14 protein-coding genes are annotated in these 15,582 nt (G+C 50.9%); 9 read left to right on the top strand and 5 right to left on the bottom strand.

The annotated features are described in order from the left end of the window. Positions 1 to 15 precede the first annotated feature (15 nt). From LI015_RS19230 to LI015_RS19190, 9 genes are all read left to right on the top strand, one after another. Positions 16 to 1,299: a lactate racemase domain-containing protein gene (locus tag LI015_RS19230; protein ID WP_118019271.1), complete on the top strand. Its 1,284-nt coding sequence runs from the start codon at positions 16 to 18 to the stop codon at positions 1,297 to 1,299. A 291-nt stretch (positions 1,300 to 1,590) separates the two neighbouring features. Further along, complete coding sequence (locus LI015_RS19225) at positions 1,591 to 2,328, top strand: 3'-5' exonuclease (RefSeq protein WP_002572810.1); 738 nt, start codon at positions 1,591 to 1,593, stop codon at positions 2,326 to 2,328. 183 nt (positions 2,329 to 2,511) lie between these two features. Further along, a complete protein-coding gene (locus LI015_RS19220) occupies positions 2,512 to 4,095 on the top strand; it encodes a VanW family protein (RefSeq protein WP_002566687.1) in 1,584 nt (527 codons plus the stop codon). After that, positions 4,095 to 4,688: an AIR synthase gene (locus LI015_RS19215; RefSeq protein WP_227126058.1), complete on the top strand. Its 594-nt coding sequence runs from the start codon at positions 4,095 to 4,097 to the stop codon at positions 4,686 to 4,688. Before LI015_RS19220 ends, LI015_RS19215 begins: the two co-directional genes overlap by 1 nt. 83 nt (positions 4,689 to 4,771) lie before the next feature. Further along, a complete protein-coding gene (locus LI015_RS19210) occupies positions 4,772 to 5,254 on the top strand; it encodes an Lrp/AsnC family transcriptional regulator (protein ID WP_002566685.1) in 483 nt (160 codons plus the stop codon). Further along, on the top strand, positions 5,251 to 6,423 hold the full coding sequence (locus LI015_RS19205) for an aminotransferase class I/II-fold pyridoxal phosphate-dependent enzyme (protein WP_002566684.1): 1,173 nt from the start codon (positions 5,251 to 5,253) through the stop codon (positions 6,421 to 6,423). The genes LI015_RS19210 and LI015_RS19205 overlap by 4 nt, the downstream gene beginning before the upstream one ends. Positions 6,424 to 6,442: 19 nt before the next feature. Continuing rightward, positions 6,443 to 6,949, top strand: coding sequence for a tRNA (cytidine(34)-2'-O)-methyltransferase (locus tag LI015_RS19200; RefSeq protein ID WP_118019269.1), 507 nt, complete (start codon positions 6,443 to 6,445; stop codon positions 6,947 to 6,949). A gap of 312 nt (positions 6,950 to 7,261) precedes the next feature. After that, positions 7,262 to 8,380: a spore coat protein CotS gene (locus LI015_RS19195; protein ID WP_117626793.1), complete on the top strand. Its 1,119-nt coding sequence runs from the start codon at positions 7,262 to 7,264 to the stop codon at positions 8,378 to 8,380. A gap of 152 nt (positions 8,381 to 8,532) precedes the next feature. Then, complete coding sequence (locus LI015_RS19190; protein ID WP_119204696.1) at positions 8,533 to 10,269, top strand: phospho-sugar mutase; 1,737 nt, start codon at positions 8,533 to 8,535, stop codon at positions 10,267 to 10,269. A 125-nt stretch (positions 10,270 to 10,394) separates the two neighbouring features. On the opposite strand, the gene LI015_RS19185 is transcribed toward LI015_RS19190, so the two are convergent. From LI015_RS19185 to LI015_RS19165, 5 genes are all read right to left on the bottom strand, one after another. Then, on the bottom strand, positions 10,395 to 11,540 hold the full coding sequence (locus LI015_RS19185; protein WP_227126056.1) for a putative ABC transporter permease: 1,146 nt from the start codon (positions 11,538 to 11,540) through the stop codon (positions 10,395 to 10,397). 57 nt (positions 11,541 to 11,597) lie between these two features. Further along, positions 11,598 to 12,548, bottom strand: coding sequence for a tyrosine-type recombinase/integrase (locus tag LI015_RS19180; protein ID WP_002572804.1), 951 nt, complete (start codon positions 12,546 to 12,548; stop codon positions 11,598 to 11,600). 10 nt (positions 12,549 to 12,558) lie between these two features. Further along, positions 12,559 to 13,395, bottom strand: a complete 837-nt coding sequence (locus tag LI015_RS19175) for a tyrosine-type recombinase/integrase (protein ID WP_002576503.1) — start codon at positions 13,393 to 13,395, stop codon at positions 12,559 to 12,561. Between the two features lie 185 nt (positions 13,396 to 13,580). Beyond that, entirely contained in the window at positions 13,581 to 14,426 is an 846-nt protein-coding gene (locus tag LI015_RS19170) for a tyrosine-type recombinase/integrase (RefSeq protein ID WP_119204695.1), read from the bottom strand. Positions 14,427 to 14,448: 22 nt separating this feature from the next. Next, the gene (locus LI015_RS19165; RefSeq protein WP_227126054.1) at positions 14,449 to 15,318 is read right to left on the bottom strand and encodes a tyrosine-type recombinase/integrase; all 870 of its coding nucleotides are present in this window, start codon (positions 15,316 to 15,318) and stop codon (positions 14,449 to 14,451) included. Positions 15,319 to 15,582: the final 264 nt, after the last annotated feature.

Here is a 15,582-nt window from a genome sequence, read left to right as displayed (position 1 = left end):
CAGGGGGAATCATACATGTTGAAAAATATAGCTGAGTTCAGCGCACAGACAGAGTCAGGGGAGCTGTCTTCGCATCAGGCGGTGGCAGTGATGGATTGTATGCTGGAGGGACTTCCGAAGGCCGGGCGTATCCTCTTAGTGCCGCCGGATATCACACGCTGTTATTCCTACGGGGGTGTCATCACATCCTATCTGTATCACCGTCTGAGCAGGGAGGCAAAGGTGCGCATCATGCCTGCGGTGGGGACCCACAGGGCCATGAGCCGTGAGGAACAGATACGGTTTTTCGGGGAGGACGTGCCGGAGGAGGTTTTTCTGTACCATGACTGGAGAAAGGACACAGTCCCTGTCGGCACGGTGCCGGGTGCCTATTGCGGCAAGGTGTCCGGGGGCAGGTACACGTCGGATATCGGTGCGGAGGTGAACCGCTGTGTGGTGGATGGAAGCTTTGACCTGATTCTGTCCATCGGCCAGGTGGTTCCCCATGAGGTCATCGGCATGTCCAATTACACCAAGAACATACTGGTGGGGCTGGGAGGAAGGCCCATGATTAACGGTACCCATATGCTGGGCGCTCTCTGTAATCTGGAGACAATTATGGGAAATACGGACACGCCGGTGCGGGCGGTGTTTGACTACGGGGAGGAACATTTTCTCCGGGATGTGCCTCTGGCATACATACTGACCGTTGCGTCGGAGCAGGAGGGAAGGACCGCCCTTCACGGCATCTTTACCGGGGCGTCCAGGCAGGTCTATGAACATGCGGCTGCGCTGGCAAAAAGACGCTGCATCACACAGGTGGAACGCCGGGCAAAAAAGGTGGTGGCTTATCTGGAGCCGGAGGAGTTTTCCACCACCTGGGTGGGAAACAAGGCCATTTACCGCACCCGTATGATGATTGAGGACGGCGGGGAATTACTTGTCATTGCGCCGGGAATTAAGGGGTTTGGCGAGAACCCGGAGGTGGACGGTCTCATACGCCGTTACGGCTATAAGGGAACGCCCTATACCATGGAACTGATGGAAAATGGGGCATTTCCCGGCTCCGCCATGGTGCCGGCCCATATGATACACAGCTCCTCTGAGGGCAGGTTTACCATTACCTATGCCGTAAATCCGGAATATGTGTCCCAGGACGAGATAGGCCGGATAGGGTATGAATTCATGGATGTGAAGGACGCGCTTGCCAGATATCCTGTTTTGGAGATGGAGGATGGATGGCAGGAGATGGAGGATGGGGAGGAGATATATGTAGTAAAGGCCCCGGCTCTTGGGTTGTGGAGGGTGATGGGCGCGTAGGGTACCTCCGCGAAGCGGGGCAGGGCAGGCAGCCACGGGATCGGCTGTCCGCCCTGCCCCGCTTTGCGGACTGTATCCTCAGGCCATGAAGAAGGAGAGGATGCTTTTCTTTGCAATGAATATTCAGTTCCTGTTCATGAAAATGTTCTGTGCCATGTTGATTTCTTTATTATTCTATTATTTCCAGTTCCATTTCCTCCATAAGTGTAGTAGAATGGGTCATAAATATAAGGATTGTCTTTAACTATGATTTCATAATGGTTTTACGGTGTTTATTGGAAAGAGGAAGATATGACGAATTCGTACATAGCCCTGGACCTGGAGACGACGGGACTTGAGGCCAGGCTGGATAAGATAACGGAGATTGCTGCCCTGAGAGTGGAGGACGGCCGGGTGGAGGAAAGGTTTGTAACCCTGGTGAATCCTGGGCGGCAGCTGGGGGAGAGGATTACGGCTCTTACGGGGATTACGGATGATATGGTGAAGGACGCCCCTGTGATTGAGGATACGATTGGAGATGTGGTCCGGTTCTGCGGGAATCTGCCTTTACTGGGGCATAATATATTGTTTGATTACGCTTTCCTGAAACGGGCCGCTGTGAACAGCGGGCTGGATTTTGAACGGGAGGGCATTGATACCCTTGGCATCTGCCGGCTGTTTATGCCTGCGGATGTAAAACGGAATTTGACCTGCGCCTGCTCTTTTTATGAGGTTTCTCAGTCTGCGGCCCACCGGGCGCAGGCGGATGCGGAGGCGGCTCATAGGCTGTATCAGGTGATGATGGCCCGCCATGGGGAGGAGCATCCGGAAGCTTTTGCGGCGAAACCCTTGATTTATAAGGCAAAAAGAGAACAGCCGGCCACAAAAAGACAAAAAGAATACTTGCACGATTTGTTAAAATGTCATAGAATAGACGTAACTGTGCAGATAGATGCCATGAGCCGCAGTGAGGTGTCGCGGATGATTGACAATATTATCTCCCAGTACGGACGGATGACCAGCAGAATATCCGGGGAACAGAAAGACTAAAGAAGAGATTCTGAGGCATATTATTAAAAGAGGTGAATGTACAATGCTTAATATGAGAGATCCAAAGACCAAGAAGATCATTTCCACCATCATTGTTGTTGTATTAGTGTTGGCTATGATTGTTCCTATGGCCTTAAGCGCACTTATGTATTAATTGCATTACAGTTTGGAAGAGGAGAATTTATGAGGAATCGTATAGGAAATGCCGGCCTGACAGCGGCCATCAGTATGGCGCTGCTTGCGGCATTTCCAGTGATTGCCTGGGCGGCGCCTGTGCTGCCGGCCGGGATAACCGCAGGCAGCCAGAGCCTGGCCGGAATGACGGCTGAGGAGGCGAAGGCAGCGGTCCAGGAATATGTGGACGGCCTGGCGGCCCAGTCAGTGACCCTCAGCGTGGATGGACAGGATGTGGCCACCACAGCAGGGGAATTGGGCTTTCACTGGATTAACACAGACGTAATTGATGAGGCGGTCAGCCAGTATGCCGGCGGCAGCCTGATTAAACAGTACATGATTGAAAAAGATCTGGCGGCAGCGCCCGTGGAGGTTGAACTGGAGACAGAGGTGGATTCCGCGAAGGTGAAGAACTTTGTGGATACACAGTGCCAGGGAATCACGGCAGAGCCCCAGAATGCATCTATAACCAGAGAAAACGGACAGTTTGTCATTACGGACTCTGTACCCGGCCGGGTGGTTGACGTGGCGGGAACCGAGGCAGCCCTTAACGAGGCCCTGGAAGGCGGACTGGACCAGCCGATAGAGGTAACAGCCCAGGTAACAGAAGAACAGCCGGTCATTACCAGTGAGGCCCTGGCTACCATTCAGGATGTGCTGGGCACATATACAACTGATTTCAGCAGCAGCGGCGCAGCCCGCTCCACCAACCTGGCAGTAGGCGCGGCCAAGATTAACGGTCACGTTCTTATGCCCGGGGATGTCCTGTCAGGCTATGAATGCCTGCAGCCTTTTACCACAGCCAATGGGTATAAGACAGCGGCGGCTTATGAGAACGGCCAGGTCGTGGACAGCATCGGCGGAGGCGTGTGCCAGCTGGCTACCACTCTGTATAACGCTTCCCTGGAAGCGGAGGTGGAGATTGTCCAGAGACAGAACCACTCCATGATTGTCACCTATGTGAAACCATCCAGGGACGCGGCCATTGCAGGCACTTATAAGGATATTAAGATAAAGAACAATTACAGTACCCCTATTTATGTGGAGGGTTATACCTCTGGCAGGAAGCTTACCTTCACCATATACGGCAAGGAGACCAGACCGGCTAACCGCAAGGTGGAATACGTGTCTGAAACCCTGGGAAGCACCAGTCCGGGAGAGCCGCAGCTCATTGTAGACAACACCCTGGCTCCGGGAGCAAGGGTCAAGGTCCAGTCATCCCACACAGGACTTAGATCCAGATTATGGAAGGTAGTGACGGTGGACGGCGTGGAGCAGGAGAGAACCCTGCTTAACAAGGACACCTACAATGCATCCAAGGCCATTTACCGGGTAGGTCCTGATCTGCCGGTAGCATTGCCGGTTGTGCCGGATGTGACGGCGCCTGTGGATACAGCTCCGGCAGAGACAGCGCCGGTAACCGGCGTGGAGGGAGGCCCGGGCGTGACGCAGCCGGCGCCTGAGCCGGCCCCGGCCCCGGAGGCGAACCCGGCGCCCGCGGCGAATCCAGCCCCGGAAGCGAATCCGGCGCCCGCAGCAAACCCTGCCCCGGCCCAGGGAGGCCCCACGGTCACCCCGGTGGAGGGACCATAATGCGTACGGCAGGACAGGGACCGGGCGGGTTTGAGAAGCGCGACGGCTTTATGAGACCGGGTCAGGATTTGGTGATGGCCGGTTATGCGGGATTTGCAGGGACTGTAAAGATAGGAGCAGAAAAGCGGGATTTCCTTAAAACGCGCTTTTCGCCTATGTTCTTAAGGTGTCTGGATGAAACGGAGCCATATTCCGTGGAACAATGGATAAAACGTGAACAGAAGGAGGAGCACTGCTCCTTCACTGTTTACGAGTATGCAGGAGAGGGCGGCGTATTAGCTGCCCTTTGGAATTTATCAGGTATATTTAACGCGGGAATTGATGCGGACCTCAGGTGTATGCCCGTGAGGCAGGTAACGGTAGAGGTGTGTGAGTTATTTGAGCTGAATCCCTACCGGCTGTACAGCGGAAACTGCGCCGTCCTGGTGTCAGACAGGGGCGGACAGCTGGTGAGAAGGCTCAGGGAAGAAGGAATTCCTGCGGGCGTTATCGGAAGTGTGGCGGAGGGAAGTGCCAGGCAGATACGCCACGGACAGGAGGGCGCAGGTTTTTTAGAGCGGCCCCGGCCCGACGAACTGATAAAGATAATATGAGACGGTTTGGAAGTTATGTAAATTAATAAATTGTGCAATTCAATAAGTTATGTAAACAATGGAAGGATGGAGGATGATATATTATGAGGGAAAAGATACTTGCAGTCATTGAGAAAAACAGCAGAATCGACCTTAAGGACCTGGCCGTGCTGCTGGGAGAAAGCGAAATAGCGGTGGCTAACGAGATAGCGGAGATGGAGAAGGAACACATTATCTGCGGATACCACACACTGATTAACTGGGATAACACCAGTGAGGAAAAAGTAGTGGCGTTAATCGAGGTAAAGGTGACTCCGCAGAGGGGAATGGGCTTTGACAAGATAGCAGAGCGCATTTACCAGTACAGCGAGGTGGAGGCCGTGTATCTCATGAGCGGCGCCTATGATTTCACTGTGTTCATCGAGGGCAGGACCATGCGCCAGATTGCCCAGTTCGTATCCGACAAGCTGGGACCGATGGAATCTGTATTAAGCACTGCAACCCATTTCGTATTGAAAAAATACAAAGACCACGGCACCATTATAAGTGAGCAGGTGCAGGATGAAAGGATGCTGATTACTCCATGAGAAACCCATTATCAGATAAAATCGTAAAGATACCGCCGTCCGGTATCCGTAAATTTTTTGATATTGTAAGCGAGATGAAGGACGCCATCTCCCTGGGCGTGGGCGAGCCTGACTTTGAGACGCCCTGGCATATCCGCGAGGAGGGTATCTACTCCCTGGAAAAGGGGCGTACCTTCTACACCTCCAATGCCGGCTTAAAGCCCCTTAAAGTGGAGATATGCGAATATTTAAAACGCAGATGCGGCGTTACATATGACCCGGACCAGGAGATACTGGTAACGGTAGGCGGAAGTGAGGCCATCGACATTGCGCTGAGGGCTATGTTAAACGAGGGGGACGAGGTACTGATTCCCCAGCCCAGTTATGTATCCTATATGCCCTGCGTTACACTGGCAGACGGTGTGCCCGTAACCATTGAGCTGGAGGAAAAGGACCAGTTCAAGCTGACCCCGGAAAAGCTTCTGGAGAAGATTACAGACAAGACCAAGATTCTCGTCCTTCCCTTCCCCAACAACCCGACAGGCGCCATTATGGAAAAGGAAGAACTGGAAGAAATTGTAAAAATCGTCCTGGAAAAAGACCTGTTTGTGATTTCCGATGAGATTTATTCAGAACTGACATACAATGGAAAGCGCCATGTGACCATTGCCTCCTTCCCGGGCATGAAAGAGAGGACCGTGCTTATCAATGGCTTCTCCAAGGCCTATGCCATGACGGGCTGGCGTCTGGGCTATGCCGCAGCGCCCCATATCATTCTGGAGCAGATGTTAAAGATTCACCAGTACGCTATCATGTGCGCCCCTACCACCAGCCAGTACGCAGCTGTATCAGCCATGAAGAACGGGGACCCGGATGTATCCATGATGCGGGAATCCTACAATCAGCGCAGGCGTTTCCTTCTCCACGCTTATGAGGAGATGGGCCTTACCTGCTTTGAGCCAATGGGCGCGTTTTACACCTTCCCCAACATCAGCCGCTTTGGGATGACATCAGAGGAATTTGCCACCCGGTTCCTGGAAGAGGAAAAGGTAGCTGTGGTGCCGGGTACTGCGTTTGGAGACTGCGGGGAGGGATTCGTGAGGGTATCCTACGCCTACTCCCTGGATAACCTGAAAGAGGCTCTGGGACGCATGGAACGGTTCGTAAAAAGACTGGACGGCAGGGAATAACAGAAAGGCGCGGCATACCATGATGAATATCGTACTATTAGAACCGGAAATGCCATCCAACACAGGCAATATCGGCCGGACCTGCGTTGCCACCCAGACCAGGCTCCACCTCATCGAGCCTTTGGGGTTTAAGCTCAATGAAAAGGCCTTAAAGAGGGCAGGGCTGGACTATTGGGACAAACTGGACGTGACTGTGTACAGCGATTATAAAGATTTCCTGGAGCGCAATCCCCAGGCCTCAGGCAACATGTACTTTGCCACCACCAAAGCCCGCAAGGTGTATTCCGACGTGACCTACGGTCCGGACTGCTATCTCATGTTCGGCAGGGAAAGCGCCGGCATCCCGGAGGAGATTCTGGTGGACAATGAGGACCACTGTATCCGGATTCCCATGTGGGGCGACATCCGTTCCCTAAACCTGTCCAATTCCGCGGCAATTGTACTGTACGAGGCGCTGCGGCAGAATGGGTTTGAGAAACTGGAGCTGAGGGGCCAGCTTCACCATCTGCACTGGAAGGATGAATAGGCAGGCCAATATAGGCAGGTAAATAGAAAAAAAGACAAAAAACAGGCAGAATAACAAACAAATAAATGAAACACCCCTGGAGCAAGGAAATCATATATGATGATTCGCCGCTTTGGGGGTGTTTTCGGATGGGCATGATAGCGCCTGAATTGCGCAAACAGTTTGTACATTATATACAAAGTGGGAAATAGGGACGGTACGCCATTTCTCCTGTCATAAACAACCAAATCTTTACATACCCTAGAAGTAGCTGAAACGGCAGCTTCCCGTTTCGACTAAATGTGATGGGATAAGAGTGTGGAGGGGTTGTGGATGAACGAGAAGTACGTGGAAGCCTTAGAACAATATGATATGGAAGTAAGAGCCGTGAGAAAAGGCCGCGGTTCCTGGATCTGCGAGACAGACCAGGGCTGCAGGCTTTTAAAGGAATACCGTGGGACAGCCAGGCGTCTGGAGTTTGAGGACGAGGTCTTAGGACGGCTGGATACCAGAGGAAGCCTGAGGGCTGACCGGTATCTGAGGAACAGGGAAGGCGGCCTGATGACCGTGACCGGCGACGGCACCAGATACATATTAAAGGACTGGTTTTTGGACCGGGAATGCAATATAAAAGACGGATATGAAATACGCCAGGCCCTGTCCAGGCTGGCCATGCTGCACAGCCAGCTGCGAAAGATTGAGTTTAAGGAAGAGTGGAATATGGGTTCCATCCTGTCCGGCCCTCTGGAAGAGGAGCTGGAGCGCCATAACCGGGAAATGCAGCGGGCCAGGAATTATATCAGGTCCAAGCGCAAAAAAACAGAATTTGAGCTGTGCGTCATCGGCAGCTATCAGATGTTTTACGACCAGGCCCTGGAAGCGGTACAGGGCATACGGGAGCTGTGGCCCGGAGCGGATGAACTGCCGTCAGAGGGCACCGGACCGTATAATACCGGGAAATGCCTGAAGCTGGGGCCATACCAGGAGGACCAGGATGCCCTGGAGGCAGCGGAGGTCCAGCCTCCCGTCAAAAAGGACAGGAAGCCCCTGTACCTGTGCCATGGAGACCTGGATCAGCATCATGTGCTCATGGGAGGCAGTTACACAGCCATCATCGAGTACAACCGGATGCATCTTGGAATACAGATATCGGACCTGTACCGTTTCATGCGCAAGGTCATGGAAAAGCACGGATGGAACCTGGATCTGGGACTGTCCATGCTGGATTCCTATGAGAGGGTGCTGCCCATGGAGCCGAAGGAGAGGGGATGCCTGTACTACCTGTTCCTTTATCCTGAAAAATACTGGAAACAGCTTAACTTTTACTACAACGCCAACAAGGCCTGGATACCGGCCCGGAATACTGACAAACTGCGGGGCCTGGAGGAACAGCAGCAGGCCAGGAACAGCTTTTTAAAACGCCTGAAAGCGGACTGTAAGGGCTGTGTCTGACGAAAAATAATAGAGGGTTGTACTTCCTTTTTCTGGTTTGATATAGTATAATCTTAATCAGAAAATACGCTGCGGACCGGCCTTTCCGGCTGTGCTGCAGCAGAATGCCGGCAGGTCATGCGGGGAATATCACATTCAGGAGGGAGTATAAAATGAAAGATTACATGAAGATATACCAGGAATGGTTATCAAACCCCTATTTTGATGAGGACACAAAAGCAGAGCTTCGCGCCATAGAAGGTGACGAAAATGAGATTAAAGAGCGTTTTTATATGGACCTGGAGTTCGGAACAGCAGGACTGCGAGGTGTTATCGGTGCCGGCATTAACCGGATGAATATTTATGTGGTGAGACGTGCCACCCAGGGCCTTGCCAACTACATTATAAAGCAGGGCGGAGCAGATAAAGGCGTGGCGATTGCATATGACTCCCGCCATATGTCCCCGGAATTTGCCATGGAGGCGGCCATGACTCTGGCAGCCAATGGAATCAAGGCATATAAGTTCGAGTCTCTGCGTCCCACACCTGAGCTGTCTTTTGCAGTGAGGGAACTGGGATGCATAGCCGGCATCAATATTACAGCCAGCCATAACCCGCCTGAGTACAACGGATACAAGGTATACTGGGAGGACGGCGCCCAGTTTACACCGCCTCACGACAAAGGTGTGACAGAGGAAGTGCTGGCCATAGAGGACCTGTCCACGGTAAAAACCACGGACGAGGCATCTGCCGCAGCAGCAGGCAAGTATGAGGTTATCGGCAGGGAAATCGACGATAAGTACATTGCCCAGGTCAAGGCCCAGGTTGTGAACCAGAAGGCCATTGATGAGATGCAGGACCAGATCAGCATTGTGTACACGCCGCTTCACGGCACAGGAAATATTCCGGCCAGAAGAGTGATGAAGGAACTGGGATTCACCCATGTATATGTAGTGCCTGAGCAGGAACTGCCGGACGGCGGCTTCCCTACGGTAAGCTATCCAAATCCGGAAGCAGCAGAAGCATTTTCACTGGGCCTTAAGCTGGCCGGGGAAAAGAATGCGGACCTGGTTCTGGCTACGGATCCGGATGCAGACCGTCTGGGCGTATACGTTAAGGACGCCGGGTCAGGAGAGTACATCCCGCTGACAGGCAACATGTCCGGTTCCCTTCTGTGCGAGTACGTGCTGAGCCAGAAAAAGGCAGCAGGCAAGATTCCGGAGGACGGGCAGGTCATCAAGTCCATTGTTTCCACCAATCTGATTGACGCAGTGGCAAAGGAATACGGCTGTGAACTGATTGAAGTGCTCACCGGTTTCAAGTGGATTGGGCAGCAGGTATTAAAGAATGAGAAGACAGGCCGCGGCACATACCTCTTTGGTATGGAGGAGAGCTATGGATGTCTGATTGGCACCTATGCCCGTGACAAGGACGCCATTTCCGCTACCGCAGCCCTTTGCGAGGCAGCTGCTTACTATAAGCAGAAGGGAATGACCTTGTGGGATGCCATGGTTGCCATGTATGAGAAGTACGGCTATTACAAGGATGCGGTTAAGTCTATCGGCTTATCCGGTATTGAGGGCCTGGCTAAGATTCAGTCCATCATGGAGACTTTGAGGAACAATACACCAATAGAGGTGGGCGGTTATAAGGTGGTTTCCGCCAGGGATTACAAGCTGGATACCATAAAGGATATGGCTTCCGGGGAAGTAAAGCCTACAGGCCTTCCTTCCTCCAACGTGCTGTACTATGATTTAAACGACGGCGCATGGATCTGTGTGAGGCCGTCCGGAACAGAGCCTAAGATTAAGTTCTACTATGGTATCAAGGGCAGCTCCATGGAGGATGCCGACGCCAAGTCTGAAGCGCTGGGCGCGGCTGTGATGGCCATGGTGGATAAGATGATGTAATGTGTCATCGGATGTGAAAGAATTATAAAAGTATAACGAAATCATAAATACCCTGGCAGCAGGACACAGAAAAAGCAGATGTGTAAAGCTGTCAGGGTATTTTTTGCGAAAAAGAAAACAGGACATTAGTTTGCATCATGTTCATCCGGATTCTTCCTGTCCGCAATTTCGCGCAGTTCCTTCAGAGCTTCAGCGAACCGGGAAGAGGAGGCAGTGGGATTGCCCTTCAGTATGCCTCTTCGGTAGAAGTCCATATGGGTGGAAAGCATATGGCGTTTTTCGGTAATGGATACAAGGCGCTGGGACAGGGCGGCCAGTTTATCCTTTCGATCCTGGACAGCACTTTTGTTAAGCTCATCACGCTGTATTGCCTGCCGGGAGCCCTCTGCCCGCTGTGCCAGCGTACCGGATACCCTGGCAGCCGCGTCCTCTGTAAGCTCTGACAGCCGTTCCGCTGTCCGGGCCACCTTTTCGGCTGTGTTTTCCACCAGCCCGCCCATCTTTTCAGCGGTACCCTCCACGAATCCGCTCATTTTCTCCATGGTGTTCTCCACCAGTTCATTCAGGCGTTCAGCCGTGTCATCCTTCAATGCAGCCGCATGGACGGCAGCTCCTGACTTCATCCGGCTGAGCCTGGCAGCCGCTTCCTCTCTGGCCTCTGCAACGCGCTCGCTGGTCTCTGCCTTTAACAGGGCTATCTGTACCTGTATATCGTCCAGCTCGGCCCGCATGTCGGTCATGGCATCCAGCACCTTGGCCAAATCCAGGGCGGTTTTTACCGACTCAGCCGTATCCGCTGCAAACAGCAGGGAGGTAATCAGCACAAAGATAATGTTCACCATAACAGGTAGCCCCAGGACATAGTGCTCAATGGGGCGGTGCACCACCTCTGTGAGGAAAATGGTCAGAAAACCCCAGGCAATGGAGGAGCTGAGGCAGATATACCCCTTCACGTTGAATCTCTGGTTGCTGTAATCCCAGTATTTCATTTTAAACAGCTTTTCCATGCCCCAGCCGGTGACGTATTCCAGAATGGTGGCGGCGATAACGCCTGCCAGGTACACCAGAAACAGGTTGTCCTTGACCGGGAGGGATACCCACAGCATCATCACGGCGCCTGTTCCATACAGGGGAAGCAGGGGAAGGCGCAGAAAACCGCGGTTCACAAAGTGACCTGTTTTCGCAGAAACATAGGTGGATTCAAAAATCCACCCGAAAAAGCAGTATATAAAAAAGAATGTAAGCCATTGATACCACGTATATTCGTACATATAAACCATCCTTTGCGAGTTTCTTTTATGATACTGTTTTTTTTGAGAAAATGCAATCTACCAAGTGACAATTCTGTCAATAAGCTCTCTCTGCTCGTCAGAGGAACGGGTCAGATAGATTCGTGTGGTCTCAATGCTCTCATGGCCCATAAGGTCGGCCAGAAGCGAAATATCATTGAATTTAGTCAGAAAGTTTTTGGCAAAACGGTGCCGGAATGAGTGGGGGTAGACGGTATCCGGGCATATCCGGTATTTTTTTGCCAGCACCTTCAGCTGGCTGCTTATGCCCCTGGGAGTAATGGGGTTGCCCCGTCGGTTGGTGAATATAAAACCGGTCTGTATCTGACGGCTGTCCAGCCAGGACAGCATTTCCCCGCAGAGTTTTTCGGGAAAATAGATGCGGCGCACCTTTCCGCCCTTGGAATACAAATCCATGCAGCCAATCTGCATATGCTCCGCCTTAATCTGGATCAGCTCGCTGACCCTGGCACCCGTGGCACCCAGAAAGCGGACCACAAAATACCAGAACATATTATTATCCCGTTTCAGGCCACGTTTCAGACGCTCATAATCCCTTTTGGATATAACATTGTTAAGAAAGGGCTTTTGCTGATGCCGGACAGAGGGAAGTTTATAAGGTTCCAGAAAATCAATGGAGGCAGCAGGGGTATATGGTCCGGTGTCACTCGTGTCTCCGCCGGACTGGAGGGCCGCCACATACTGGTTGATTCCATATATACGCGTGTTTACTGTGCTGGGTTTGTAGCGTTCCATAAGCCATGCTTTGTAAGACTGGAGATTCTCCACGGTAACATCACGGTACAGACTGTGAAAATGCCGGACAGAGGTGAGATAGGAGTCGATGGTATTTGCAGAGGAGCCCCGCCGTTGCAGGAAATCATGGAAATACTGTAAGTTTGCCTGATAATTGTCAGGATTATACATAGAGGGGTCTGCCTGGGGAGGACAGCTGCCGCCATAAATAACGCTAATCTTAAGTTCCTTCATGACGCGCCCCCTACCAGTCCACTACTTTGTTGACTATACGGTATTGTTCACTGCTGCTGCGCCGGAGGTAAATACGGGTGGTTTCAATGCTCTCATGTCCCAGCAGGTCGGATAAAAGGGATATATCCCCGCATTTTTCGATAAAATTCTTGGCAAAACGGTGCCGGAAGCTATGGGGATACACCACCTCGGGGTCCAGGCCGTACCGGACTGCAAATACCTTGAACTGGGCCCGTATGCCTGACGGGGAGATGGGGGAGTGAAAGCGGTTGAGGAACAGGGGGCCGGTGCTCCGGTGTGTGGCAGCCAGCCATTCCTGCAGCTCGCGAACCAGTCCGCGGGGGATATAGACACGCCGCATCTTATTGCCTTTGGAATAGATATCCTTGTGTCCGGTGTGCACGTCCTCAATCTGAAAGGTAATCAGCTCACTGATACGCACTCCTGTGGCGGTTATGAGGCGCACAATAAAATAGTAGGTATATTCTTCGCTCTCCGCCAGGCACCGCTTCAGATATTCATAATCAGCCTGGCTGATAATCTTATCCAGATATGTTTTCTGCTGTATCTTTATCATGGAAACAGGGGTGATGGAGGCCTGCCTGTATTCCATGTAGCAGTTCAGCGCCCGTATGCGCAGATTCACGGTCTGGGGCCTGTAATGTTCCAAAAGATATACCTTATAAAGCTGAAGGTTGCGGGGGGTCAGCTGGGGATACAGATGATAGAACTGTTCTACCGCATAGCGGTACACGCAGATGGTATTTGGAGATTTGTTATGGGTCATGAGATATTTCTGAAACTGGTCCAATGCATGATTGGACGTTAATCTTGGTGTGGCTGTCATGATGTAATACCTCCTCTTGTGTGGTTAATTTTTCCAATAAATAATATAGTAATGGATATCTTCGGAAAATGTAAGAGGTGGGGGTCTATAATATTTGTGTTCCGGGTAAGGGCGGGAGATATCCGGCGGCCGGTCGGGACCGCCGGAATTTCCGTATATCTATAGCACAATAGCGGTGCAAAATATTACCAGGTAACTATTTTGTCAATCAGCTCCCGCTGCTCCTGTGTTGATTTTGTTAGGTAGATGCGGGTTGTTTCAATGCTTTCGTGGCCCATTAAATCAGCAAGCAGGGAGATATCATTAAACTTTTCAAGAAAATTTTTAGCAAATCTGTGGCGGAAGGAGTGGGGGTATACTGTTTCAGGCGGAATGTTACAGCGTATGGCCAGTGTCTTGAGCTGGCTGCTGATTCCGCGGGCAGTAATTTGGTTTCCTCTGCGGTTGACAAACAAAAAACCGGAAACCTGGCCCTTTGCGGACAGCCATTCCAGGGCTTCCTGACACAAAGCATCAGGAAAATGCAGACGGCGGACTTTACCGCCCTTTGTATAGAGATCAATATAGCCCAGGTGCAGATGCTCCGCTTTAATCTGAATCAATTCACTGACCCTGGCTCCTGTACAGGCCAGGAACCGCACAACAAAATACCACAGCATATTTCCGCTGTCCTTAAGTCTTTTCTTAAATGTTTCATAGTCTTCCTGGGAAATGATATTGTCCAGGAAGGCTGCCTGCTGGGTACGGATAACAGTCAGCCGGAAGTGAATCATTTGGCTGCCGTAAATCTCTTCAAGGAAGTCCAGATAACGGTTGATTCCGTATATCCGGTTATTCACTGTGGATGCTTTGTAGTGCCTTATAAGATAGTCCTTAAAGCAGAGCAGATGATTGACTGCCAGGTCATTGTACAGGGAATGATAAAGTCTGTAGGCAACCAGGCAGCTGCGAATCGTATTAGGAGAGGCCTGGGCTTTTTTCAGGTAGGCATGAAAGGCCGGTTCATTTATTTCCTGCATATTTGTATTCATGCTGAGTACACCTTTCATTCCATTACCAGTCTACAATCTGATTTACAATGAGTGACTGTTCTGTACTGCTCCGCCTCAGATAGATGCGGGTAGTCTCGATACTGGTATGCCCCAGGAGATTGGACAGGAAAGCAATATCTCCGCCGTTTTCTATAAAATTTTTAGCGAAACGATGCCGGAAAGAATGGGGATATACTACTTTTGGGTCAAGGTGATACCGGTATGCAAATGTTTTTAACTGAGAGCGGATGCCAGAGACAGAAATGCCCCGTTTGAGGTGACTCAGAAACAGAGGCCCGTTTTTTCTGGACTCAGATTCCAGCCATCGGAGTGTATCCTCCTGCAGAGCAGTGGGGATATAAACGCGTCTCATCTTATTTCCCTTTGAATAGATGTCTTTATATCCGTTTATGACATCTTGTATTTGAAAAGAGATCAATTCACTGACACGGACCCCGGTAGCAGTGATGAACCGTATGATGAAATAGAAGGTATATTGTTCATCCTCGCGGAGTCTGCGCTTCAGGTATTCGTAGTCGGCCTGGCTTATGATGTAGTCCGTATATTTTTTCTGCTGAAGCCGGAGGGCGCGTATTCTGTAATCACTGATGCCCTGGAATTTTAAGAAACAGTTCAGAGCGCGGATGCGCATGTTGACTGTCTGGGGCTGATAATGGTCTAAGAGGTATACTTTGTATAGGCTGACATTATTGGAATTAAGCTGTCCAAAGTATGTAAAAAAGTGCCTTACGCTATAGATATAGGCAGTGATTGTGTTAGGGGACATGTTATGCTGGATTAGGTGTTTGTGAAATGCATTGAGATAATGAGGGGTATTTTCATCCAGAAGTTCAGCATGTTCCAAGAAATTCGGGGACTCCATGGGTTCCATTATAAGTTTGCTCCTTTCATTTTTTAACAAATATATTAGCTCAGGATTCCTCAAAAATAAATATACAGTTTCATTTATTTGTCTATTGATGAACAAATTTCGATAGATTATTCATGAAAACCAGACGATAAACACAAAAGTATAGACAAATAGAAGGAAAATGTCTAACTTCCGGATAAAATGATAAGCGGCAGAGGAGTACCAAAATGGGTTCTATACTGAATGTTGGGGTGTGCTGAAAAGCACACTTCCAACATTCTTTTC

Origin of the sequence: Enterocloster sp. 210928-DFI.2.20 (assembly GCF_020554465.1) — a bacterium.
In the GTDB taxonomy this organism is placed as follows: Bacteria; Bacillota; Clostridia; order Lachnospirales; family Lachnospiraceae; genus Enterocloster; species Enterocloster bolteae.
The sequence above is the reverse complement of the archived record's forward strand: the minus strand, read 5'-3'. Positions and strand labels throughout refer to the sequence as shown.

What these genes read in the sequence shown, in the direction of transcription:
- LI015_RS19170 (WP_119204695.1), bottom strand. Translation starts at nt 14,426, where the DNA reads ATGAATACAAATATGCAGGAAATAAATGAACCGGCCTTTCATGCCTAC.
- LI015_RS19165 (WP_227126054.1), bottom strand. Translation starts at nt 15,318, where the DNA reads ATGGAACCCATGGAGTCCCCGAATTTCTTGGAACATGCTGAACTTCTG.
- LI015_RS19190 (WP_119204696.1), top strand. Translation starts at nt 8,533, where the DNA reads ATGAAAGATTACATGAAGATATACCAGGAATGGTTATCAAACCCCTAT.
- LI015_RS19220 (WP_002566687.1), top strand. Translation starts at nt 2,512, where the DNA reads ATGAGGAATCGTATAGGAAATGCCGGCCTGACAGCGGCCATCAGTATG.
- LI015_RS19180 (WP_002572804.1), bottom strand. Translation starts at nt 12,548, where the DNA reads ATGAAGGAACTTAAGATTAGCGTTATTTATGGCGGCAGCTGTCCTCCC.
- LI015_RS19230 (WP_118019271.1), top strand. Translation starts at nt 16, where the DNA reads ATGTTGAAAAATATAGCTGAGTTCAGCGCACAGACAGAGTCAGGGGAG.
- LI015_RS19175 (WP_002576503.1), bottom strand. Translation starts at nt 13,395, where the DNA reads ATGACAGCCACACCAAGATTAACGTCCAATCATGCATTGGACCAGTTT.
- LI015_RS19225 (WP_002572810.1), top strand. Translation starts at nt 1,591, where the DNA reads ATGACGAATTCGTACATAGCCCTGGACCTGGAGACGACGGGACTTGAG.
- LI015_RS19195 (WP_117626793.1), top strand. Translation starts at nt 7,262, where the DNA reads ATGAACGAGAAGTACGTGGAAGCCTTAGAACAATATGATATGGAAGTA.
- LI015_RS19210 (WP_002566685.1), top strand. Translation starts at nt 4,772, where the DNA reads ATGAGGGAAAAGATACTTGCAGTCATTGAGAAAAACAGCAGAATCGAC.
- LI015_RS19200 (WP_118019269.1), top strand. Translation starts at nt 6,443, where the DNA reads ATGATGAATATCGTACTATTAGAACCGGAAATGCCATCCAACACAGGC.
- LI015_RS19185 (WP_227126056.1), bottom strand. Translation starts at nt 11,540, where the DNA reads ATGTACGAATATACGTGGTATCAATGGCTTACATTCTTTTTTATATAC.
- LI015_RS19215 (WP_227126058.1), top strand. Translation starts at nt 4,095, where the DNA reads ATGCGTACGGCAGGACAGGGACCGGGCGGGTTTGAGAAGCGCGACGGC.
- LI015_RS19205 (WP_002566684.1), top strand. Translation starts at nt 5,251, where the DNA reads ATGAGAAACCCATTATCAGATAAAATCGTAAAGATACCGCCGTCCGGT.